Genomic DNA, 22,673 nt, shown 5'->3' with positions numbered 1-22,673 from the left:
TTAGTCGCATTTATGGGTTAAAGTACCTCCCAAAGCGTCTAAGGCGACAAAATCTCCGTTTGGTCTCAACACTCCTTCTGTGCGCGGGGATACATCAAACCGCTTCGACGTTCCATCGATTAAATCAACTTCAAAAACTACTCTAGCTGCACGACCTAACTTAAATCCAAGGTCTTTTTCACTTAAGCATAATGGAAGTGGCGCATTTTCTGCGCATATGCCTCGGTCAATTTCATATATATCGAAACCAGAAATAAGCCGCCCACGTGTAACGGGCCCAAAACATAAGAGATTATTATTATGGCTGCGCTGTACGGCGCAAAGATCATCCACACAAGATATGTGGCGACTGATGTATTCCACCCGCGATGTTATATCAAAACCTTCTACGACAGTTTTAAGATGATAGTCTCTTTGAGTTGTTAGATCATATTCTTTCTCAGATTCTTTGCCTCCAACTAGATATGTTGCCCTGACGAGAAACTCTCCATCCGGTGCCAGAGATCGATCCAGTAGGTCGTCGCTTGGCTCGAAGGATGTCCATGCATTACTAAAGCGCGAATATTCTATCTTCGAAATTGGATTGTAGTTCGGTAAAACCAAATCCTTCAAGAATAGCTTACCATTCCAGACTGTGAATACTGCCCGTGGGGGATGGTGTTCACTGCGCCTTCTCTCACCGGATTTTGTTATTCTCAGGATATCAATCTCATCACGATCAGTGGTTTGCTGTTCTGATGTTGGTCGCGGGACGCTAGGTGAAATCTGGACATTGTCGGTTATAGCATTATCAGTTGTAAATTCGTTTTCCTTCTTAGGCTGTTCGCCAAACCACATCCAGTAAAATACTGCGACAACTAAGATTGCCATTGCGCCAACAATAATCCCGGCAATTGCACCAATCCTATTTGATCTCTTAATTGATATCGGGGATGCCTGATCACGCGCGATTATATCCCCACCACCCTCACCTTCATCGATTTTATGAGCGTGAATAATCTCATGCTCATTTTCATCAACCCATGTATCAAAATCGAGAACCGGATCGCCATCAACTATGTGTTTGATGAAAAGTTCAATAAGAGCAGGAAGATTCTCCTGAGTGTCTAAGCTGATCCTATGGCCACGCAAAATACGTTGAAATGTGCGTTTGCTAACCCCCATCTCTGCTTCGGCAATATCATTTGTATTTCTTGCGCTGCGTGCACGCAGACTTTCTAAGTATTTTCCAAACAATATGCGGCGATTCTCATCATCACCCTCATACACGTTCCGAACTAAGTCTTTGATTTCAAACAACTGTCACCATGACAGGGGTGACATGTCACCGTCTGCCCTCTTTTTAAATTCCTGATTTATGTAATCCTAAATCAAGAAATTTTGAAGCAGAACAGGTGATTAATTATGAATTTTCATTCTAACACTCCGAGTAAATCGTCCCGCCAAAGACGCCGCGCTCTTGAGAAAACGCAAAGTCAACTCAACTGTGATGATCACATGATTGAATATATACATCATGGTGGCACAGATGCGGCGATTTATAGTTGGGTTGAAAAAGCCAAAAAACGGCTCAACGACGAAATCGAACTCTTTAACGCTGCGGTTGATAGCCTCACTTCCAATCAAGTTCATGACATAGCTGATGTGAATCGACTGTTAGAACATGCGGAATCGCAAATGATCGCGATGTCAGATTCAGCCTCCTCTCGTCTGGCTTATGCGATTGATCAAGCCAAGACGGCACAGAAATCCGTCATTGCGTTTAAGCTCCAACATGGCATTACACGTCCACCACTCAAAACTGATATGGTTAATAACACTGCTTTGTTGTTTACGACGACAATTTTTGAAGGTGCTGCTAATGCCGTATTTTTCTTAAGCGGCGGCATTGTATCGGGTTTTGCCGAGGCATTGGGCTTTGGAGTGAGCATCGCTGGCGTCAGCACAGTGTTATCTGCATTGATTGGCGGCAACACATTTAGCAAGTATTGGAATGCAGGTAAAAATACACCCCGCGAACATTCACCGAGCATCCGCACAAAACGGGTTGTAGCTCGTATTTGCGCGGTCGGGACAGGCTTCTCAATTGCAGCACTTCTCGGCTTTGCGGCCATTGTTCGAACCACAGGTGATCCCGGCAATCTATCGCTCAATTCAGATGTCTTAAGCGCGGTATTTTCTGACTACCAATCCTACATGTTGATGGCAGTCGGGACGGCCTTTGCCATTTTAAACTGGCGCACAGGTCTTGGCTTAACGGGTGATCCCATACCCGGTTACAGTGAAGCCTCGAAAGCCTTCGATACCTCAATTGACGAGATCGATGATGTTCGTGAAAACGCACTAGATGACATCGAAGACGTTTTCGAAGATGCCAGCGATGAGCTGAATGACGTCCTTGACGATTGGGCAAGCGAAAAAGCTGATCGCGAAAATGAACATGACGCACTTCGCAAGGATCAACATGCATTGTTGGCTGCAATCTCCAATTTTGAAGATGCTTTGAAAGCTCGTATTGCCGAGGAAAACAATCTCTCCGATATCATGGGCGGTCATCGCGCGGTTCCAGCGGATTTACAGATCGGCCTCTCTGATAAATTACGCGAGCGCGTATATGCGGTTCCTGACGTTAATAATGAGGCCAGCCAACAAAATGAACATGCAGCGCATGACGCCGTTCAGTCCGCAATGATGCTTTTGAACGAAACGCATAAGAATGCTGTTTCTAAGGTTCTAAATGCCGCGCGTTTTCCTGACGCATCACCCTCATATTCGCAAGACAATTTACACGATGCTCCGCTGTTTTAATCGGCACGGCATAACTCATCCATAAACAAAAAATAAGGAGAATGATGATGGCAAGACGATCATCAAAACGGCGTTCTGGGCGTCGCACACAAAATAGAAATTACTTTGCACTGGCAGCAATGGTGTTGCTTTCAACAAGTGCGCTGAGTGCAATGGGCTACGTGGCCTATCAGGACATGAATACCGTCAAAGCTGATCTCGTGGGCTGCTATGCAACACCGCAACCGAAAGATCAGACAGTTATTTTGGTGGATTCATCCGAGCCACGGTTTGATGCTGTTCAAAGCCGTGATCTTAAAAACGCGATTAAAGCGGTTTACGATCATGACTTAGACTTTAACGAAAACCTAAAAATCTTCACGACTGAAAAAACCGATATCGGTAGCATTCCCGCCCCTGTTTTGGAGATATGTGGGTCTGCAAGAACCACCGTAGAGTTGGAAGAGATTGGTGCATCAGACGCCAGCCAAGCTTTTCTTGATCGCCAGCGCCAGCAGGTTTTTGAAAAGACTGTTGCGCCAATATTGGATCAAGTCTTTGCGCGTGAAGTTGACGATGCTCAAAAACAAGATCGCGAAAGTCCGATCCTAGAACAACTTCAAAACATGGCACGGCTGCGCGAAATGCACGATCAAGGACAAAGCCGCAAACTGATCATTGTGTCTGACATGATTCAGCACACGGTTGAAATGCAGGCATGTTCGGCAAAGGGTCATCTCCCAAGCTTCGCCAAATTCCAAACGCAACCTTATTTCAAGCAAGTTAGACCAAAGAATTTAAATGGCGTTGAGGCGACAGTTTATCTCTTGGTGCGTCCCGGTCTTGGACAAGGTGCCTATTCATACTGCACCGAAGATGAACTCGTTCAATTCTGGCAGGATTATTTTGATGCAGCGGGTGCGTCTGTAACATTTATCAGATTACGCGACGGTGCTTATGTCGCCTCCGATACATGAGGTGGGGACGATGGCAAACGCACACAATAACGCTCGCGCCAGTGGTCGCTACACACAATGCCTTATATTTGGTGGTGGTAGCGCCTCTGCATGGGATTATTTTGGTCCAGTCTTTCAGGGAAGCTATATCAATCTTTCGTCTTTTGCTGCGGCGAGTATCGTTACGGCTTGCGGCTTTACCATTGCCCAAGATGGCCTATGGGGCCTGAGCAAACATTATGACGCTCTGGCGGGGAATACGCCAACTGGTCATAAAGGCACTGCTGATTTTCTGACTGAGGTCGAAGACTTAAATCATGAGATCGCGCCGGATCATGATGCTCCCTATTGGGGAGCCATGAACCGCGAGGCCATAACCAGCAACTTTGCGTCCAATGCATTGATTGTCGGAACTGCTGGCTCCGGCAAAACGGTCGGAATTGTTCAGCCCACAATTTTGACCACCCCGGGCAGTAAACTAATCACCGACTTTAAGTCTGAAAACACGGCAGTTTTGAAACGTGCCTTGGAAGATAATGGTGAAGAGGTTCGGCTTTTAAACTTCGGCGATATCAATACCGATATTGTCGGCGCGTCGGATTACTACAATCCTCTAAATTTGATGGCAGATAATTTCTGGCGCGATGGCAGCCTACGTGATGTCTCTGATGACACCCATGAAATTGCAATGCAGCTTTATCCTGAACCTGACGGGGATGGCGGTGATAACAAGTTTTTCCGCGACGGGTCACGTGATCTCATTGGCTTCGCAATACAAGTCAGTATAACGATTGACGGATTTGAGGCCACGCTTGGCGATGTTGCTGCGCTTTTAAATGATCGTCAAAAACTGCTCAATCATGCCTTATGGGTCATTGGTAAATTACCCGCAACGCCAGATGAGAATGGTGAACCACAATTTGCAAAAATGCCAATAGAAGACTCCCCTTGGGTAAGCATCCACAACCAAGAAGACGTAAGCGACTATATTGCCTACTTCACCGAAATTGCCGAAAAGGCCGCACAACTCCTAGGCAGTGTGGATTCTAAAACCACTGAAAGTTTCCTGAGTGGAGCACAGCAAGCTTTGGAGCGCTATAACCGCGCAACGCGAGCTTTTAAGAAAACCAAACGCTCAACATTCCGCTTTGCAGATATGAAGCGTGATCCTGCGAATGGTCATAAACCTCTAAGCGTGTTTGTGATTGCTGATCCATCACGCATGAAAGCACAAAAGAATGTCGTATCGCTCATCCAATGGTGCGCATTGCAGGAATTTAAGCGTCATGAGAATTACCATGTTCCCGTGCATGTCATTGCTGATGAAGCGACAAACTTTAAAATCGATGGGCTGGCGGACTTGATGACATGGGGACGCGGGTTTGGAATTCGTCTCAAGCTGATCATTCAAGACCTCGCAGCCTTCCGCCGCGCCTATGGCAAAGACGCCCTAGAGACATTGTTGAGCGAGACGGAAATCAAATTATTTCTACCCGGTCAACGCAATCCCGAAACGCTGTCAGTGATTGAGAAGATGCTCGGCAAACAAGCTGTCATGATGCAAAGCCAGAGCGGCAAACCCGAAGCCAGCGAATATTGGAATTCGGGCTGGAATATCAGCGAAGATGCAAAGCCACTATTATCAACAGATCAAATCCGCGAGATGGATCAAGGCATTTTATTCATCCGCCGCAATAAGCCTGCATTGGTTGATGTGCCGCCGATTGCCGCGATTGACCCTTTGCGCGATCAGATCGATATCAACCCGTTTCATGGCAAGCCGTTTTTGCTGCCTGTTACAGTTTGGTTGAATGGTCGCTCTCGCTTTGCATTGGATAAAGTGTGGCGCAAGATCAAGCGCCTCTTCCGTCTTAACATTCGCGATGGCGTGCAAAAACGAAACCGCTATGAGCGCATCGCAAAACGGCTCAGATCACTCAGTGCATTAATCGGGTTCTGGTGGATCGCAGCACTTATTTACCTCTTTGCCTACACCGATATCCCCTATCGCATTTGGCATATCATTAATGGAGGTCTGTGATGACAGAGAATTTGAGACGCAAAAGCGTCGCGGATCAGTATTACGGGTCATGGATGAAACCAGAAGTGCTTGCTTCCCTACCGCAATTAGGGCGCGATTACCAGCGCCATTCTGATCCCGAGCGACACGCGATGTATCAACATTTTGCAAAACCGGACACGAGGAAACTACGGGAAAGCGTTTCCTATGAAGCGAAAGCACAAAAGTATAGAATTGTTCCAAACCAGCAAACAACGACCCGCGTGTTTAACTTACAAGATGAACAATCAAGCGGTGAAGGCCAAGGCGAGCAGTCAGGCGACAGCCGAGGCTCGTCAATGGTTGCCAAGCAACACCCCAAAGCCAATTTACGACCACCGGAACATATAGCGCGTCCGGTTGATCAATCAAACTTCAAATATGCGTGGATGCGAGAACAGAGAGATGCGGTCATGGCACAGGCTAAGAGCACTCAGCAAGATCAGTTCCATCAACATACCCACAATCAACCACAGGCCCCGAATTTAAGGGGGCCAGAAAGGTGATGCTTTTCATGAATACAAGAGCACTCGGAACTTTTGTTCTAAATCAGAGCTTTATAGATTTATGTTCTTGTTTTGTTCTTATTTGTGATAGGATCACGACCGTTTTGTCATCAACCAACCAAGAAAAGGAGTAAGACAATGACAGATGAAAACTCAAATGGAAATAAAAAGGCTCAACCTGTTGAGCGAATAAACGATGGAAGCGTTAATGCCAAAATTTGGAGAAATCATTCCAAAGACGGCAAGCCGTTCTACAATGTGACATTTGCGCGGACCTATACCCATCCGCAAACGGGTCAGCCTGCTGAAACCTATGCTTTTTCCGGCACGGATGTGTTGAAAATTCAGCGCCTAGCTGAAAAGGCATATCACAATGTTGATCGCCTGAAACAACAAGATCGCACTCATGATCAAGGGCAAAATCAGCAGCAACCCCCTACGCAAGAAAATGGTCACAATAACATGGCCGACCAGCGCGATCAGGCGATGAACAATGCTTCCCAGCAGTCAAACGATCAACAATCCTTTCAACAAAACCAAGGACATCAGGGTCATAATCAAAATGGCCCGGAGATCGGTCGGTAATTTACTTTAACCTTCGCGGACAAATTATCTGCCCGCGAAGGTCATACCAATCATAACACGAGGGTGACAATGACCAAAAAAACGCACATAAAGGAAATATTCCTCGATCAAGCAAAGATTGATCCAAACAACACTGCAACAGACAAAACATCACTCGAATTCGGCCTCGATATTGATTATTATCAGGCGTTTCTTGATGATGTGGATATTTCCGATGACCAAAAAACCGAATTGGTTGAAACACTCTGGCAAATTGTGGTCAACTTTGTAGAACTCGGCTTTAAAGTCCATCCGCTAAATTCTGTGCAGGATTCGGCGACAAAAGATGAGACGGCTATCGCACTCGAAAGAGTGTTAGGCGATTTTGCAAGCGACGCACTTGATGTTTTGAATACGTATGAGGATTCAGAGATTATAGAGGCTATCTCTGCACAAGATGAAACAGGACAAACATAGGAGAGAACGGGTGAAACAAAACGTATTGATCAAAGACAAAACAATCCTACCCCACAAAGCTCCTGAAAGGGCTATCATCTACTGCCGGGTATCTTCTAAGCGCCAAGCCAGCGATGGCGCAGGTCTCGAAAGTCAAGAACACCGATGCCGTGAGCATGCCGCTGACAAGGGCTACATTGTTGATGCCGTATTTCCTGACGACGTATCGGGCGGCGGTGATTTTATTAATCGCCCCGGTATGGTGGCGTTATTGGCCTTTTTAGATGCCATGAAAATCCAAAGACCAAATGAGAACTATGTTGTCATATTTGATGATCTGAAACGTTATGCTAGAGACACAGAATTTCATCTCAAGCTTCGCCGCGTTATGACGGCTCGCGGGGCAAGACGCGAATGTCTGAACTTTGATTTTGATGATAGCCCCGAAGGCAAATTCATCGAGACAATTATCGCCGCGCAGGGTGAGCTTGAGCGCGAACAAAATGGGCGGCAAACCATTCAGAAAATGAAGGCTCGCGTTGAGCAAGGCTTTTGGGTGTTCAAGGCACCAGAAGGTTACAAGTATAAAAAATCAAAATCAGGCGGCAGAATTCTAGTTCCTGACCCTGTCCTTGGCCCAATTGTCAAAGAAGCGCTAGAGGGATTTGCATCAGGACATTTTGCATCTCAAGTTGAAGTGAAACGCTTTCTTGAAAGCAAACCAGATTTCCCCAAAACACGGAAAAAAGGTGAAGTGCTCAATACGCGGATTACTCGGTTGTTGAACCAGCCAATCTATGCCGGATATGTGAGCGCACCAAATTGGAATATCTCCCCTCGCCCCGGCAACCATGAAGCACTGATTTCAAAAGCGACCTATGAAAAGATACAAGACCGATTAAATGAAAAGGCACACGTTACTGTGCGTAAAGACATTCACGAAGATTTTCCGCTGCGTGGATTTGCAACATGCTCAGATTGCGATGTTCCATATCGATCCGGTTGGTCAAAAGGTAAAAATAAAAAGTATGCTTATTACACCTGCCAAACGAAAGGATGTGCATCCTACGGCAAGTCCATTGGCAAAGAACGGATTGAGGGCGAGTTTGAAGCACTCCTTAAGACAATGCGCCCGACACACCAACTGGTCGCAATGCTAAGGGTGATGGTTGAACGAGCATGGGATATGCAAGCTGAGCGCATGAACGCCTTAAGAACTGCCTTCAAAAGCGATTTAAGAGCCGTAGAAGAGCAAATAGATAGTTTCCTAGAGAGAATCATTGAAAGCAGCAGCATGACCGCTACACGCGCTTATGAGCGTAAAATTAATGATCTGGAAAAAGAAAAGCTGCTTCTAGAAGAAAAGATACTGAATTTCGGCTCTAAAAAGATCGAAAAAACCTTCACCAAAAGGGACGCGCTTGAACACTCTCTTAAATTCCTCGCAAACCCTTGCAAAATATGGGATAGCGGCAATCTGGCACTTCGGAAATTGGTGCTCAAATTAGCGTTTTTTGGCCCTATGCGCTACCACCGAGACAAAGGCATCTTGAACACCAAAAAGTCATTACCTTTCAGTATCTTAGATGACATTAATACAGGAAATTTTAAGGTGGTGCGGGCACCGGGACTCGAACCCGGACGGCCTAGGGCCGAGGGATTTTAAGTCCCTTGCGTCTACCAATTCCGCCATGCCCGCAAACACCAAGGGCTGACTACACGAAGCACCCCATATCAATCAAGCCCTTTTATACGATTTGTATTGCAGAACTCATTTTTTTTGCGCTTGCTTTGACGTGCATCCACATTGAATCAGTATATGAAGCTCCTGAATCAATATACAAGACATTGGTACCAAAGCTTGAAATGCTGCTTGTAAATGATTCATTTGATTCATAAAAACAAGCTCAAACAAATTTTACTGTGTAAAGAATAAGCACACATAAAAGTCATCGGTATATATCTAATGAGCAACACAACTATATCTGCATCCGCACTCGCCATCGGTGATGAATTATTGTCAGGCAGAACGCGAGACAAGAATATTGGACACCTTGCCGTAACGCTCACATCAATTGGTGTGACATTGCGGGAAGTCAGAATTGTGCAAGATGATGAGCGCGCAATCGTCGAAGCTCTAAATGACCTCAGGTCAAAATACGACTATGTCTTTACTTCAGGCGGCATCGGCCCCACTCATGATGACATAACAGCCGATTCCATTTCAAAGGCATTTGATTTACCGTGTATATATGAAGACAAAGCTATGGAGCTTTTATCTGCACACTATAAACAGCGAGGGTTGGAATTCACAGCTGCACGACAGCGAATGGCGCGAATGCCTGAAGGCGCTGTTCATATTCATAATCCAGTGTCAGTGGCCCCGGGCTTTCACATTAAAAATGTGTATGTCATGGCGGGGGTGCCAAAAGTATTTGAAGCAATGCTCAGTAACGTGATCCCTGCTCTAAAAACGGGCACTATACTTCTATCAGATTCGATTATCAGCTTTCACGGCGAAGGCGATATTGGAACACCATTGGGTGACATACAGAATGACAATCCGGATATAAGCATTGGCTCATACCCTAAATTCACCCAAGATGGTGGCTATTCCAGCGAAATCGTCGTTCGCGGATTAGATAATGAAAAAATAGCCAAAGCAATCTTGGAAATCAAAGCAATGTTGAATAGCCTAGATTGACCTTTCACGAAACATTAGATTTATTTAGCTAAACTTCACAAATCTGCGAGATATGTAATGACACCTCCTGATAAATCATTCCCAGTATCTTGGGACCGCTTTCACCAAGATGCCCGCGCACTGGCATGGCGGCTTTCCGGACATGAAACAAACTATAGCGGTATTATTGCCATCACACGCGGTGGCCTGGTGCCAGCTGCAATCATTTGCCGTGAATTGAATATTCGGATGATCGATACTGTTTGTGTTGCGTCCTATCACGATTATAAAAACCAAGGTGACATGGAAGTCATCAAGGGCGTTTCACAGGATTTTTTAGAAACTGACGGTGAGAATCTGCTGATCATCGATGATCTAACTGATACCGGCAAAACCGCTGGCATCGTGCGCGCAATGCTTCCCAAAGCGCATTTTGCAACTGTCTATGCAAAGCCAAAAGGCCGGCCCTTGGTCGACACATATATTACAGAAGTAAGCCAAGACACATGGATTGTGTTCCCTTGGGACATGGGCACGTCCTACCAGGAGCCAATCGCAAAAGGCGGGTAGGCTTTTATTCACTGACCAATCACAAAAGGCTGGGAATAACTCCCAGCCTTTTTATTATAATTTATGTTTGGTCGCTACATAGCTGCCATTGCGTCCAATTTGATGAATTGTGTTTCACCATTTGAATCATCAACACCGTCATTGTCAGTTACAATGAACATTTCGCCATTTTTATCAATACCAAGGCCTTCGACTTTATCAAGAACATAGCCACCATACGATTGCATGATCGGCAGAAGGTCTTTGTGAAGTTCCTTTTTCACAATTGGTAACTCACTCCCGATTTTGGCAGGCTTTAGCTCACTTAAGGCAACTTTATACAGCTTCTTAGTAACCGCTGCTGCGCCAATTTGATTGTCACGCTCTAGAATATAAGCATGATCACCGAAGATTGAGATTTCAGATAGGCCGACCCAACCTCTTTCCTTTCCGTCAAGCGGGTAACTCACAGCACCCCATTCTTTGGATTTAAGATTGTAGTTTACAAGTTTAACCAAGCCTTTGGCATCATCTTGCCACTCACGCTGGATTGCAATCCAGAGATCATCACCATGTTTGGCGATACCTTCAGAGCCGAAACGTTTTTGAACAGCTAATAATTCTTCAGGAAATGCAATTTCATCTTCAATTTCGCCCTTAGCATTCACATGATAGATCGCATGAGGTGTCAAACGGTCGTTACGACCTTCTGATGCGATAAAGAAACCACCCTCCCCGTCAAGCGTAACACCTTCCATGTCAAGTTTTTGTGCTGGCATACCATCACGTGTAATAGGTAACGCTGAGATGATCTGAGCGGGTTGTTGTGTCGCATCAATTTTAAAGATCTGCGGCTGAGAGCGATAGAAACTATCATTTACTGCATAGAACACACCCGGCGTTTCAGCATCACCTACCAGACCAGACAATGCACCCCAACCAATTGGACGACCATTATCATCAAGCTTTGACGTCAACATCGGATATTTAGGTGTGGCTGCGCCATACTGATATATCGTCACGTGCGAGCGAACACCGCCATCTTCAATAAGATCTTTTTCATTCGAAGCAACAAAAAGATTACGCTCTGGGATCGCTATGGCTCCCTCTGGGGCAAGACCCGTTGGCAAAAGCTGAACAAACTCAGGTTCACCACCAGTGTCTTTATATACACCAATAACCGATCCACGCTCTGACAGAACAAAAATGTAGTTCGTGTCTCCAAACTTACCAACTTCCAGACCTTCTGGTTCAGCGCCTTTATTTCCAGAACGTTTTTCCGGGTAGTGACCTGCCATCGCAACCCGATATTCGAAATCAAGACCAGATTCGTATAGCACCTCGCCAGATTTCGAGAAAATTGTAAATCCACGTGATCCGCCTTTATAATCACCTTCGTTGGCGATAACAAAACGATCATTATCCAACCACTGAACAGCATCTGGTTCACGCACGACACCCGATAACGTCGCATCAAATGTCAGCGCACGCTCTTCATCCACGTCCACATTTTTAAGATCGACACTACCGGCTGAAAAATGCGATTGAACCTTACCGTCTTCAGATATGACAACAATATGGTTGTTTTCCTGCATTGTAAGGACAATTTCATTATTATCGTTAAAATCAACAAACTCCGGCTCAGGGTCACTACCGGCAACATCCGACAAACCACTAACATCAGCCTTAATCATTGTGTCGCAATTCAATTTTCCATCTCTCACCTGCAAAATTGAAACAAAACCTGCGGGTGCTTGTGGGATGATACCATCATTAAGGTCTTCATCGCGCTCATTTTCAATTGCAACCGCAATCAAAGATCCATCTTTCGATACGGCAACAGAATCAGGTTGGCCGCCTAACTCACAAGATTGGGCAATTGATTTCGATTTCAAATCAATAACTGCAAGATTTCCAGATGGTGATACAAAATCTTTCGATGTGTTTACACCAACAAACGCAAAACCTTTTTTGATTGAGACAGAAGTCGGCTCACCACCAAGTTTAATAGTACCAAGGGGAGCAGGCGATCCAGGGTTGGTGATATCAATCATTCCAATCGCGCCAAGAGGGCTATCAGAATAAACAACCATATTACCATCTTCTGACGCTGAGATAATTTCGGCAGACGTCTCAGTTTTCTGAGACATATCCGATGGCAAATTCAAATTTACAGGGAAGGATGCGATTCGATTGAAATACTCATCGGCACACACACTTGATGAGAATGTAAAGACACTTCCCATAAGAAAAGAAAAAAATATTTTTTTTGTTGATAGTCGCATCAGATATTCTCCGCAAAATGTATAATCATCTGCTTCAGATAGCTAAATAGATTAAATCTTGAGCGACAGATTGATGAAGGTTTAATGACACTCTCTGCATAAACACTGGTTTTAAAGGGAAAGTGCTTTAATGATTTCATCCAAAAAGACTCAATTTGAAAAAAAGTAAATGTTTCCCCAATTTCCACATGTTCCATACACAATATATCGTGGGTAATATTTGTGTAGCAACTACCCCTTGACGACAGCATCCGAGTCGCGCCTTATAGAGCTACGTTGCATTGTGACGAGCTGGAGGGGTTTTTCAGACCAGCAATTTCATAGTTTTATTGAGTTTATGCATCTGAGTTCAGGTGCAGGGTTTGTTATGGCCAAAATTTGGAGAAAATCAGAAAATATTTCATTTTTTGACTAACTTCTTTTTTAAACATTAACGTTCTGTTAATACTGTATTTAGTAACTTGATAAATACAAAACACAAGATATAGATGTTCCTTGGGGGAATACTCTGTTATAATTAACTGGCTTTTGTCGCACTCGCGCTTGCTGAAAGTAAACGCAGTCGATGCTAGCTGCTGGGGAAATACTGCCTATTTGCTATTAAAAGGAAGCAATGGGTCAACACTTAAAAGGATTAATAAATTATGCGGATTGAACGCTGCTTTACTAAAGATGGACAAGGCGCTTATTCAGGTATCGAGTTTCGTAAGGCGACAAGCGAAATTAAGAACCCGAATGGCTCAATTGTTTTCCGTCTTGAGAATATTGATGTGCCAAATCAGTTCAGCCAAGTAGCTGCTGATATTCTGGCGCAAAAATATTTCCGTAAAGCAGGTGTCCCCGCTGCTTTGAAAAAAGTGGAAGAAAACGATGTTCCTTCATGGCTTTGGCGTTCTGTTCCAGATGAAGAAGCACTCGCTGCACTTCCAGAGGACGAGCGTTATGGTTCTGAAATTGATGCACGTCAGGTTTTTGACCGCCTCTCAGGCACGTGGACTTATTGGGGCTGGAAGGGCGGTTACTTCAACAACGAAGAAGATGCCCTCGCCTTCCGTGATGAACTTGCCTATATGCTCGCAACCCAGCGCGTAGCACCAAATTCCCCACAGTGGTTCAACACAGGTCTTCATTGGGCATACGGCATTGATGGACCAAGCCAAGGCCACTTCTATGTTGATCCGTTCAGCGGCAAGCTGGTCAAGTCAGGGTCATCTTATGAGCATCCGCAGCCTCATGCATGCTTTATTCAGTCTGTTGAAGATGATCTCGTCAATGAAGGTGGTATTATGGACCTTTGGGTTCGTGAAGCGCGCCTCTTCAAATATGGCTCTGGTACAGGCTCAAATTTCTCACACCTTCGTGGTGAAGGTGAAGCTCTTTCAGGCGGCGGAAAATCTTCCGGCCTCATGAGCTTCTTGCGCATTGGTGATCGTGCTGCTGGTGCAATTAAATCCGGCGGGACAACACGCCGCGCAGCAAAAATGGTCGTCGTTGATATCGATCATCCAGATATTGAAAGCTACATCAACTGGAAAGTTGAAGAAGAACAAAAAGTTGCAGCCCTTGTAACCGGTTCGAAAATCGTATCGCAACACCTCTCATTGATTATGAAAGCCTGCATTAATTGTGAGGCTGACAATGATGCCTGTTTTGACCCAAAACAAAACCCGGCTCTTAAGCGCGAAATTAAAGCAGCAAAGAAAAATCAAGTACCTGAAAACTACGTCAAACGCGTTATCCAATTTGCTCAACAGGGTTACAAGGACATTGAATTTAAAACCTACGATACAGACTGGGATTCTGCTGCTTATTTAACTGTTGCGGGGCAAAATTCAAATAACTCGGTATCCATTAAGGACGATTTCCTTCGCGCTGTTGAAAGTGATTCTGATTGGGATCTGATCGGCCGCCGCGATGGCAAGGTAACCAAAACACTTAAAGCACGCGAACTTTGGGAATCCATTGGTTATGCTGCATGGGCATCGGCTGATCCTGGGTTGCATTTCAATACAACAATGAATGACTGGCACACATGCCCTGCGGCGGGTCCAATTCGCGCATCAAACCCATGTTCTGAATACATGTTCCTTGATGATACGGCATGTAACCTTGCCTCAATGAACTTGCTTCGTTTTAAAGATCAAGAATCCGGCAACCTTAATATCGGTGATTTTGAGCATGCGACGCGTCTTTGGACAATTGTTCTTGAAATCTCAGTGATGATGGCGCAATTCCCATCTCGCCAGATTGCTGAATTGTCTTACAAATACCGCACAATCGGTCTTGGTTATGCTAATATTGGTGGCCTGCTTATGACAAGTGGCATTCCATATGATTCAGATGAAGGCCGCGCAATTTGCGGTGCCATTACATCGATCATGACAGGCGTTTCCTATGCGACATCTGCTGAAATGGCTGGTGAGTTGGGGCCATTCCCGGGCTATAAGCCAAATGCAAAAAACATGTTGCGTGTTATCCGCAACCACCGTTTAGCAGCTCACGGTGAAGCAGACGGATATGAGGCGCTGTCCGTAAACCCTGTTCCTTTAGTCCATGATGATTGTCAGGACAAAGACCTGATCAAACATGCGACAGATGCATGGGACGGTGCGCTTGAACTTGGTAAAAAATACGGTTTCCGTAATGCTCAAGCCACAGTTATAGCGCCAACAGGCACAATTGGCCTTGTCATGGATTGCGATACAACGGGCATCGAACCTGATTTCGCTCTTGTGAAATTTAAGAAACTTGCGGGTGGTGGCTACTTCAAAATTATCAACCGCGCAGTGCCAGAAGCCCTTCGCACACTTGGCTACACAGAAAGCCAAATTGCTGAAATTGAAGCTTATGCAGTTGGCCATGGTAATCTTAATCAGGCGCCTGGCGTCAATCCCGGCTCACTAAAAGCAAAAGGCTTTAGTGACGAACAAATAGCAATGCTCAATGAGAGCCTTAAAAGCGCTTTTGATATTAAATTTGTGTTCAATAAATGGTCATTGGGCGAAGAGTTCTGCAAAGAAACACTTGGCCTGAATGATGAGCAACTTGATGACATGTCATTTGATTTGCTCGCAGCAATCGGCTTTGATAAAAAAGACATCGAAGCGGCCAATATTCATATTTGTGGTGCCATGACACTTGAAGGTGCTCCATTCCTAAAAGACGAACACCTTCCAGTCTTCGATTGTGCAAACCCATGCGGTAAAATCGGCAAGCGTTACCTCTCAGTTGATAGTCATATCCGCATGATGGCAGCGGCACAGCCATTTATTTCCGGTGCGATTTCCAAAACGATCAACATGCCAAACGATGCGAATGTTGATGATTGTAAAGAAGCTTACATGCTGTCTTGGAAGCTCGCACTTAAGGCGAATGCGCTTTATCGTGATGGTTCAAAACTTTCACAACCGCTCAATGCTTCCTTAATTGCCGATGATGATGAAGATGCAGTGGAAGCAATTGCTGAGGCACCAGCAGCTGCGCAAGCTGTGCAGATCACAGAGAAAATTGTCGAGCGTGTTATCGAGCGCGTTGTACGAGAGCAGGAAAAGCTTCCTACACGCCGCAAAGGCTACACACAAAAAGCAAAAGTGGGCGGCCACACCGTCTTCTTGCGCACTGGTGAATATGATGATGGTCGCTTGGGTGAAATTTTCCTCGATATGAACAAGGAAGGCTCAACCTTACGTGCATTGATCAACAATTTTGCAATTTCCGTCTCACTTGGCCTTCAATATGGTGTGCCGCTGGAAGAATATGTGGATGCATTCGTGTTCACCAAGTTCGAACCAGCAGGTATCATTCAGGGTAATGACGCGATTAAAAACGCAACATCAATTCTTGATTATGTCTTCCGTGAACTGGCTGTTTCTTATCTTGATCGTCATGACCTTGCACATGTAGATCAATCTGAATTCTCATCAACTCCAATGGGTAAAAGCATTCAGGACGGCACAACTGATGCTGTATCTAAAGGTTGGACACGTGGTCACAAACTGTCCATCATCAACCAAGACCCATCTGGTTCAGACGGATCAAATGTAACAGCAATTGCCTCCGGAACCGTTGCAACTGCAGCTGTTGCATCAAATGCTGTCGCTGAAATGTTCGAAGATGCGGAAGCATTTAATCGCCAGTATGAAAAAGCTGATGATACAGTCGAAGTCAAAGAAAATGCCGAAACAGCCAAAGCAGAAGCAACAGGCCTTTCCTCTGCATCCGAACAAAGCGCTGCTAAAAAACTTGAAGCAGATCGCAGGGTAAAAGCCATGATGCAAGGCTATACAGGTGACATGTGCACCGAATGTTCAAACTTTACCATGGTCCGCAACGGCACATGCCTAAAATGCGACACCTGCGGAAGCACAAGCGGCTGTAGTTAGAAACACCCACTTACGGGATAGACACCCCTCGCCGGGAAACTGGCGAGGGTTTTCATTTTCAGCTATGGAAATAATGGCAAATGAAAACAGTTAAATTAGGCGAAGCAACAACACCTAAAGATATGCGGATTTATGCCATTGGCGATATTCACGGATATATCGATCTACTGCACGATCTACATCAACAGATAAACGAAGATATTTCGGCTAATCCAATTGCAAATCACAAAATCATCTTCCTCGGAGATTACATCGATCGCGGGCCGGATTCCAAAGCGTGCCTTGATTATCTTGTCAAACTCAAGAATGAAAATCCCGACGTAATTTGTCTTAAAGGAAACCATGAAGATCAATTTGAGGCTTTTCTCAACAGGCCGCTAGAAACCGCTAAAACATATTTAACTTATGGCGGCGTTGAATGCGCACGATCATATGGAGTTGAGTTCTTTTACGGACATGTATCAGATGACGATATCCTTCAAAAGCATGCTCGATTAAAGGAGATTGTTCCCCAGTCACACCTGAATTTCATGACAACATTAGAGAAGTCTGCCATATTCGGAGATTACATGTTCGTTCACGCTGGCATACGCCCAAATGTAGCCTTGGATAAACAAAACGAACATGACTTCATGTGGATAAGGTCAGATTTTATTCCATATCGAGGCCTATATGAAAAAGTCATCATCCATGGTCATACACCTCACTATCCGATAGAAATTCTACCCAACCGGATAAATGCCGATACCTGCGCCTATGAAACAGGTGCATTAACATGTGTGATTTTACAAAATAACGAATATAGAATCTTATCAACCGGCAGTTAGATAAAATAAAAGCCAACATAAGGCTTATCATTCATCCCACTATTTTACTTGTAAGCATATCAATAACAAAACAATCTAATCAATATTTGGAACGTATCATGAATTGCAATTTTACTATTCACATTACAAAGTTAGTATTGGCACCATTTCTACTTGCGCTGACATTTGTAACCATGAATCTTGCACACGCGGAAACCACAGAAAGCAAAATTGAAGCAGCCTTTAACCAGGGGAAATTGCCGAACTTACATAGCGTATATGCGACAATTGGCCAGCAAACGATCAGTGAAATCTATTTCAGCGGCCCGGACGAAAGCTGGGGGCAAAAACGGGGTGAAGTCAATCATGGACCAAATACATTGCATGACTTGCGATCTGTTACAAAATCAATCATCGGACTTCTTTACGGCATAGCGCTAGCTGAGGGAAAAGTTCCCTCACCAAATGAACCACTTCTTGACCAATTTTCCCAATATAGTGACTTAAAAGACGGGTCTGGACGCGAAAATATTCTCATTGAGCATGCTTTAACAATGAAGATGGGAACCGAGTGGAATGAGAATCTCCCTTATACAAGCGCAAAGAACAGCGAAATCGCAATGGAATTGGCCAAGGATCGCTATCGTTTCATCTTAGATCGCCCCATGGTTTCAAAACCGGGTGAAAAGTGGACCTATAGCGGCGGCGCAGTCGCAATCATCGCCAAACTAATTGCCGATGGTACAAATATGTCTATTGATGCTTACGCAAATGAAAAACTATTCGCCCCACTTGGGATTTCCAATTATGAGTGGGCCAAAGGCGCAGATGGTGAACCATCAGCAGCTTCAGGATTGAGGCTTAGCGCCAGAGATCTATCAAAGATTGGCGAAATGATCAGCAAAAATGGTAAGTTTGAAAATAGGCAGATTGTGTCAAGCGAGTGGTTACACCAATCCTTTCAGCGCAAATCTGAACTCGAACCCGGTTTTTATTACGGTTATCTATGGTATTTGGCTGGCTCCAAAGACAAACAAATCATCGTTGGATTGGGAAATGGCGGTCAACGATTTACAATCCAACCTGCCTATAACTTTGTTGCCGTGACCTTTGCTGGCGGCTATAATCATCCTAATGCATGGAAAGTTTCATACAAGGTATTAACCGACTTCATCCTGCCTGCTGCTAAAAAAAGCATTTAGCGAAATAGAGTTATTCCGCACGAACCACTGGTTCACCTTGTTCGGCCAAGGCTGCAAGATCTGCAGGTTTAAGTTCAACAGATTCACCACAACCACATGCAGATGTTTGATTAGGATTGTTAAATACAAATCCTGAACGAAGCGTTGTCACTTCAAAATCCATTTGTGTGCCGAGTAGAAACAATGTTGCCTCTGGTGCCACGAATACTTTAACGCCATCACGTTCGACCATATCATCTGCGGGGTTGGCCTCAATCGCCAAATCAACGGTATATTCCATACCAGCGCAGCCACCTTTTTTGATACCGACGCGAATGCCTGCAGGGTTTTGATCTGACGATGCAATAATCTCGTGGATACGAGTCACCGCAGCATCTGTCAAAGTTACGACTTCAAAGCCCATTTTAATCTCCTAAAGTATCAGATTAAAGGTCCGATATTTGTCATGTATCTCAAATGTAATCATTCAAGGGTTAACAAACAACCCTGTGAGAAACATCTATTAATACCAACCAACGGCGATTTGTGCCTCTTCAGACATTCTATCAGGCGTCCAAGGAGGATCAAATGTCATCGAAACTTCGACGCCCGCAACACCTTCAACGGTACTGACAGCATTTTCTACCCAACCCGGCATTTCGCCCGCAACAGGGCAACCGGGGGCAGTTAGCGTCATTTCGACTTTAACCATACGATCATCTTCAATATCAACGCGATAAATCAGGCCAATCTCATAAATATCAGACGGAATTTCAGGATCGTAAACCGTCTTTAGAGCAGCAACAATATCGTCAGTCATACGCGCTAGTTCTTCACGCGATATTTCTGTCGCAGTGAATGTACGTTTGATTTCATTCGGGCCAAGTTCAGCTTCTGAGTTTTGATCTTCTTCGCTCATGATAGCTCCTATTCAAAAAATGCGCGCGCTTTATCCAGCGCAACGACTAATGCATCAACTTCTTGACGCGTATTATACATACCAAAACTTGCGCGACAGGTCGATGTGACACCAAATCGTTTAAGCAATGGCTGCGCACAATGTGTACCCGCTCTAACAGCAACACCTGAACGGTCAATCACCATTGAAATATCGTGAGCATGAATGCCCTCAATCTCAAACGAGATAATCGCACCTTTATCAGGCGCATTGCCAATGATCCGCAGCGAATTGATACCGCTCATCTGATCATTTGCATATGCCAACAAATCAGCTTCATGGGCAGCGATTTTATCCCGGCCGATAGATTCCATATAATCAAGCGCAACACCCAGCCCAATCGCCTGCGCAATAGGTGGTGTACCCGCTTCAAATCGATGCGGCGGATCATTGTATGTAACGCCAGTCTCGGTCACATCCAAAATCATTTCGCCGCCACCTTGAAATGGCTGCATGGATTTCAGACGATCCATTTTCCCATAAAGAACACCAATACCCGAAGGTCCATAAAGCTTGTGACCCGTCATAACGAACCAATCGCAATCCAAGTCCTGAACATCAATTGGCATATGAACAGCACTTTGAGAACCATCCACCAAAACCGGAATGCCGCGCTCCTTTGCAATGGCACAAATATCTTTGATCGGCACGACTGTACCCATCGCATTCGACATTTGTGTAATAGCAATTAGTTTCGTTTTGTCCGTGATGCGGGCTTTAAATTGATCAAGATGAAAAACACCTTCATCATCAACTGGCGCCCACACCAGTTTTGCGCCATTGCGCTCTCGGATAAAATGCCAAGGTACAATGTTAGAATGATGTTCAAGGATGGAAATAAGGATTTCATCTCCCTCACCCAGTTCCATCATACCGTGCCCATAAGCCACCGTATTAATTGCCTCTGTTGAGGACTTTGTGAAAATAACATTGTCAACGGACGGGGCATTCAAAAACTTGCGAACTTTCTCCCGCGCGGCCTCATAGGCATCTGTCGCAGCATTGGACATATAATGAAGGCCACGATGCACATTCGCATATTCATTTTCGTAAGTATGCTTTATAGCATCGATTACTACTTTGGGTTTTTGCGCGGATGCACCATTGTCTAAATAGACTAAAGGTTTACCGTAAACCTCCTTTGAGAGAATCGGAAAATCCTGCCTGATACGCTCAACGTCATAATCGTTTTGGTCAGCCATTTGCGTCTAACCAATCGCTGATAACACCTTCAAGTGCATCCACAACAGCCTCATTATCAAACTCTTCGACAACTTCAGCCACAAAGCCCTTAACCAGCAGACCACGAGCAGATTTCTCAGAAATTCCACGCGCCATGAGATAGAACAAATGCGTTGGATCAATGTCCGTTACCGTCGCGCCATGGGCACAAATCACATCATCGGCAAAAATCTCGAGTTCAGGTTTTGCTGAAAAGTCCGCATCATCTGACAATAGCAATGTATTACAAGCCATCTGCGCATCAGTTTTTTGTGCAATTTGAGCAACTTTAATCTGACCTTGAAACACGCCCTTAGCATTATCAAAAAGCACATTACGGAACGTTTCTGATGATGTCGTGTTAGGTGTATTGTGACCTAATTTAAGCGTTACATCTGTGTGTGTATCACCTGAAAGCAAGTTAACGCCACGCAGGGTTAGATTTGTTTGTGCCCCCTCAACATTGGCAACAATTTCCTGACGTACAAGCTTACCGCCAGCATTAATGAGGTAAAGTTCCAACTCCGCGTTTTCTGCCAATTCAATATTGAGCTGACCAAGATGTGTATCATCAGCCCCTTGAGTTTGAACAATGATCCAACGTGCATGTGCACCTTTTTCTACTTTAATATGCGCAACTGCGCTGACAAGCGCTGCGGCATCGTCACTAGATAAGTGACGTTCGATAATTGTAGCTTTCGAATTTTCCTTGAAAACAACAGGTAATTTACTGTGATGTTGTCCACCAGTTTGGACAAACTGCAACTCTAGCAAATCATCAACATGAGTATCTGCTGCAATTTCAATCTGATAGCCATCCGTAACCAAAGCGCCGTTAAGTTGACCTATTGCATCATCAGCAGCAAGTTCACGAAACACAGCATCTGCTTCCCCAGATTGTAATTTAGAAGACAACGACGATATATCTACGCCTTCAGGTACCTTCATAGCAGCATCAGTTACACCATTGCGAATACCAACCACCCATGAACCCGCAACAAAAGGCGCAACGACACTAGCAGATTGATCTGTTTGCTGAACTGGCACACTACTTAAAAGACGGCGCAAATCGGTATAGTGCCATGCTTCCACACGACGTGTAGGCAGGCCATTTTTTAATAAAGCGGCGAAATTGTTATCACGCATTCGAACAATATGAGTGGAACCACTTAACTGCCCAACCATATCACCAAAATAGGATGTTAACGCTTCTTCCGCGGCTGTTTTCTGTAATTTACTCTGAATATTCATCAGATATCTCCTGATATGTGAAATGAAGG

General features: G+C 44.8%; 17 protein-coding genes, 1 tRNA gene and 1 pseudogene. 12 read left to right on the top strand and 7 right to left on the bottom strand.

Translation table 11 applies throughout. The features are described from left to right. A complete protein-coding gene (locus tag AB2J24_RS02925; protein ID WP_367384360.1) occupies positions 1-1,299 on the bottom strand; it encodes a hypothetical protein in 1,299 nt (432 codons plus the stop codon). Between the two features lie 105 nt (positions 1,300-1,404). Between AB2J24_RS02925 and AB2J24_RS02920 the strand changes: the two genes are divergently transcribed. The 7 genes and pseudogenes from AB2J24_RS02920 to AB2J24_RS02890 all read left to right on the top strand — a co-directional run. Further along, entirely contained in the window at positions 1,405-2,808 is a 1,404-nt protein-coding gene (locus AB2J24_RS02920) for a hypothetical protein (RefSeq protein ID WP_367384359.1), read from the top strand. Between the two features lie 47 nt (positions 2,809-2,855). Continuing rightward, positions 2,856-3,764 carry a hypothetical protein gene (locus AB2J24_RS02915; RefSeq protein WP_367384358.1) on the top strand — a complete coding sequence of 303 codons (909 nt, stop codon included), beginning with the start codon at positions 2,856-2,858 and terminating at the stop codon, positions 3,762-3,764. 10 nt (positions 3,765-3,774) lie between these two features. Beyond that, on the top strand, positions 3,775-5,784 hold the full coding sequence (locus AB2J24_RS02910; protein ID WP_367384357.1) for a type IV secretory system conjugative DNA transfer family protein: 2,010 nt from the start codon (positions 3,775-3,777) through the stop codon (positions 5,782-5,784). Next, the gene (locus AB2J24_RS02905; protein ID WP_367384356.1) at positions 5,784-6,308 is read left to right on the top strand and encodes a hypothetical protein; all 525 of its coding nucleotides are present in this window, start codon (positions 5,784-5,786) and stop codon (positions 6,306-6,308) included. Before AB2J24_RS02910 ends, AB2J24_RS02905 begins: the two co-directional genes overlap by 1 nt. Positions 6,309-6,446: 138 nt before the next feature. Next, positions 6,447-6,893 carry a hypothetical protein gene (locus AB2J24_RS02900; RefSeq protein WP_367384355.1) on the top strand — a complete coding sequence of 149 codons (447 nt, stop codon included), beginning with the start codon at positions 6,447-6,449 and terminating at the stop codon, positions 6,891-6,893. 69 nt (positions 6,894-6,962) lie between these two features. Beyond that, positions 6,963-7,349, top strand: a complete 387-nt coding sequence (locus AB2J24_RS02895; RefSeq protein WP_367384354.1) for a hypothetical protein — start codon at positions 6,963-6,965, stop codon at positions 7,347-7,349. Next, positions 7,330-8,436 (top strand): annotated as a pseudogene (locus tag AB2J24_RS02890) (recombinase family protein); the annotation flags it as partial. The gene AB2J24_RS02895 and the pseudogene AB2J24_RS02890, both read left to right, overlap by 20 nt. 505 nt (positions 8,437-8,941) lie before the next feature. On the opposite strand, the gene AB2J24_RS02885 reads toward AB2J24_RS02890, so the two are convergent. After that, positions 8,942-9,027: transfer RNA gene (locus AB2J24_RS02885), tRNA-Leu, on the bottom strand. A gap of 267 nt (positions 9,028-9,294) precedes the next feature. Here AB2J24_RS02885 and AB2J24_RS02880 point away from each other — a divergent pair. Beyond that, the gene (locus AB2J24_RS02880) at positions 9,295-10,032 is read left to right on the top strand and encodes a competence/damage-inducible protein A (RefSeq protein ID WP_367384353.1); all 738 of its coding nucleotides are present in this window, start codon (positions 9,295-9,297) and stop codon (positions 10,030-10,032) included. A gap of 57 nt (positions 10,033-10,089) precedes the next feature. After that, positions 10,090-10,581 carry a xanthine phosphoribosyltransferase gene (gene gpt, locus AB2J24_RS02875; RefSeq protein WP_162652390.1) on the top strand — a complete coding sequence of 164 codons (492 nt, stop codon included), beginning with the start codon at positions 10,090-10,092 and terminating at the stop codon, positions 10,579-10,581. A 74-nt stretch (positions 10,582-10,655) separates the two neighbouring features. Here gpt and AB2J24_RS02870 read toward each other — a convergent pair whose 3' ends face one another. Continuing rightward, positions 10,656-12,845, bottom strand: a complete 2,190-nt coding sequence (locus tag AB2J24_RS02870) for an esterase-like activity of phytase family protein (protein WP_420883605.1) — start codon at positions 12,843-12,845, stop codon at positions 10,656-10,658. Between the two features lie 644 nt (positions 12,846-13,489). On the opposite strand from AB2J24_RS02870, the gene AB2J24_RS02865 reads away from it, so the two are divergent. From AB2J24_RS02865 to AB2J24_RS02855, 3 genes are all read left to right on the top strand, one after another. Continuing rightward, positions 13,490-17,227 (top strand): vitamin B12-dependent ribonucleotide reductase, encoded by a 3,738-nt coding sequence (locus tag AB2J24_RS02865; protein ID WP_367384352.1) that lies wholly within the window; start codon positions 13,490-13,492, stop codon positions 17,225-17,227. Positions 17,228-17,307: 80 nt separating this feature from the next. Then, on the top strand, positions 17,308-18,054 hold the full coding sequence (locus tag AB2J24_RS02860) for a metallophosphoesterase family protein (protein ID WP_367384351.1): 747 nt from the start codon (positions 17,308-17,310) through the stop codon (positions 18,052-18,054). A gap of 98 nt (positions 18,055-18,152) precedes the next feature. Beyond that, entirely contained in the window at positions 18,153-19,235 is a 1,083-nt protein-coding gene (locus AB2J24_RS02855; RefSeq protein ID WP_367384350.1) for a serine hydrolase domain-containing protein, read from the top strand. 10 nt (positions 19,236-19,245) lie between these two features. On the opposite strand, the gene sufA is transcribed toward AB2J24_RS02855, so the two are convergent. From sufA to sufD, 4 genes are all read right to left on the bottom strand, one after another. Further along, positions 19,246-19,638 (bottom strand): Fe-S cluster assembly scaffold SufA, encoded by a 393-nt coding sequence (gene sufA, locus AB2J24_RS02850; RefSeq protein ID WP_367384349.1) that lies wholly within the window; start codon positions 19,636-19,638, stop codon positions 19,246-19,248. A gap of 99 nt (positions 19,639-19,737) precedes the next feature. Continuing rightward, on the bottom strand, positions 19,738-20,133 hold the full coding sequence (locus AB2J24_RS02845) for an SUF system Fe-S cluster assembly protein (RefSeq protein WP_162652396.1): 396 nt from the start codon (positions 20,131-20,133) through the stop codon (positions 19,738-19,740). Between the two features lie 8 nt (positions 20,134-20,141). Beyond that, entirely contained in the window at positions 20,142-21,374 is a 1,233-nt protein-coding gene (locus AB2J24_RS02840) for a cysteine desulfurase (RefSeq protein ID WP_367384348.1), read from the bottom strand. Beyond that, complete coding sequence (gene sufD / locus AB2J24_RS02835; protein ID WP_367384347.1) at positions 21,367-22,644, bottom strand: Fe-S cluster assembly protein SufD; 1,278 nt, start codon at positions 22,642-22,644, stop codon at positions 21,367-21,369. Before sufD ends, AB2J24_RS02840 begins: the two co-directional genes overlap by 8 nt. Positions 22,645-22,673: the final 29 nt, after the last annotated feature.

The organism is Lentilitoribacter sp. EG35 (genome assembly GCF_040784015.1).
In the GTDB taxonomy this organism is placed as follows: Bacteria; Pseudomonadota; Alphaproteobacteria; order Rhizobiales; family Rhizobiaceae; genus Lentilitoribacter.
This window is presented reverse-complemented; position numbering and strand designations above follow the sequence as displayed.

Excerpts from the sequence above, each read along its gene's own strand:
- AB2J24_RS02840 (WP_367384348.1), bottom strand. The coding sequence starts at position 21,374 with ATGGCTGACCAAAACGATTATGACGTTGAGCGTATCAGGCAGGATTTT.
- AB2J24_RS02845 (WP_162652396.1), bottom strand. The coding sequence starts at position 20,133 with ATGAGCGAAGAAGATCAAAACTCAGAAGCTGAACTTGGCCCGAATGAA.
- gpt (WP_162652390.1), top strand. The coding sequence starts at position 10,090 with ATGACACCTCCTGATAAATCATTCCCAGTATCTTGGGACCGCTTTCAC.
- AB2J24_RS02865 (WP_367384352.1), top strand. The coding sequence starts at position 13,490 with ATGCGGATTGAACGCTGCTTTACTAAAGATGGACAAGGCGCTTATTCA.
- AB2J24_RS02910 (WP_367384357.1), top strand. The coding sequence starts at position 3,775 with ATGGCAAACGCACACAATAACGCTCGCGCCAGTGGTCGCTACACACAA.
- AB2J24_RS02900 (WP_367384355.1), top strand. The coding sequence starts at position 6,447 with ATGACAGATGAAAACTCAAATGGAAATAAAAAGGCTCAACCTGTTGAG.
- AB2J24_RS02855 (WP_367384350.1), top strand. The coding sequence starts at position 18,153 with ATGAATTGCAATTTTACTATTCACATTACAAAGTTAGTATTGGCACCA.
- sufD (WP_367384347.1), bottom strand. The coding sequence starts at position 22,644 with ATGAATATTCAGAGTAAATTACAGAAAACAGCCGCGGAAGAAGCGTTA.
- AB2J24_RS02860 (WP_367384351.1), top strand. The coding sequence starts at position 17,308 with ATGAAAACAGTTAAATTAGGCGAAGCAACAACACCTAAAGATATGCGG.
- AB2J24_RS02915 (WP_367384358.1), top strand. The coding sequence starts at position 2,856 with ATGGCAAGACGATCATCAAAACGGCGTTCTGGGCGTCGCACACAAAAT.
- sufA (WP_367384349.1), bottom strand. The coding sequence starts at position 19,638 with ATGGGCTTTGAAGTCGTAACTTTGACAGATGCTGCGGTGACTCGTATC.
- AB2J24_RS02895 (WP_367384354.1), top strand. The coding sequence starts at position 6,963 with ATGACCAAAAAAACGCACATAAAGGAAATATTCCTCGATCAAGCAAAG.
- AB2J24_RS02880 (WP_367384353.1), top strand. The coding sequence starts at position 9,295 with ATGAGCAACACAACTATATCTGCATCCGCACTCGCCATCGGTGATGAA.
- AB2J24_RS02905 (WP_367384356.1), top strand. The coding sequence starts at position 5,784 with ATGACAGAGAATTTGAGACGCAAAAGCGTCGCGGATCAGTATTACGGG.
- AB2J24_RS02870 (WP_420883605.1), bottom strand. The coding sequence starts at position 12,845 with ATGCGACTATCAACAAAAAAAATATTTTTTTCTTTTCTTATGGGAAGT.
- AB2J24_RS02920 (WP_367384359.1), top strand. The coding sequence starts at position 1,405 with ATGAATTTTCATTCTAACACTCCGAGTAAATCGTCCCGCCAAAGACGC.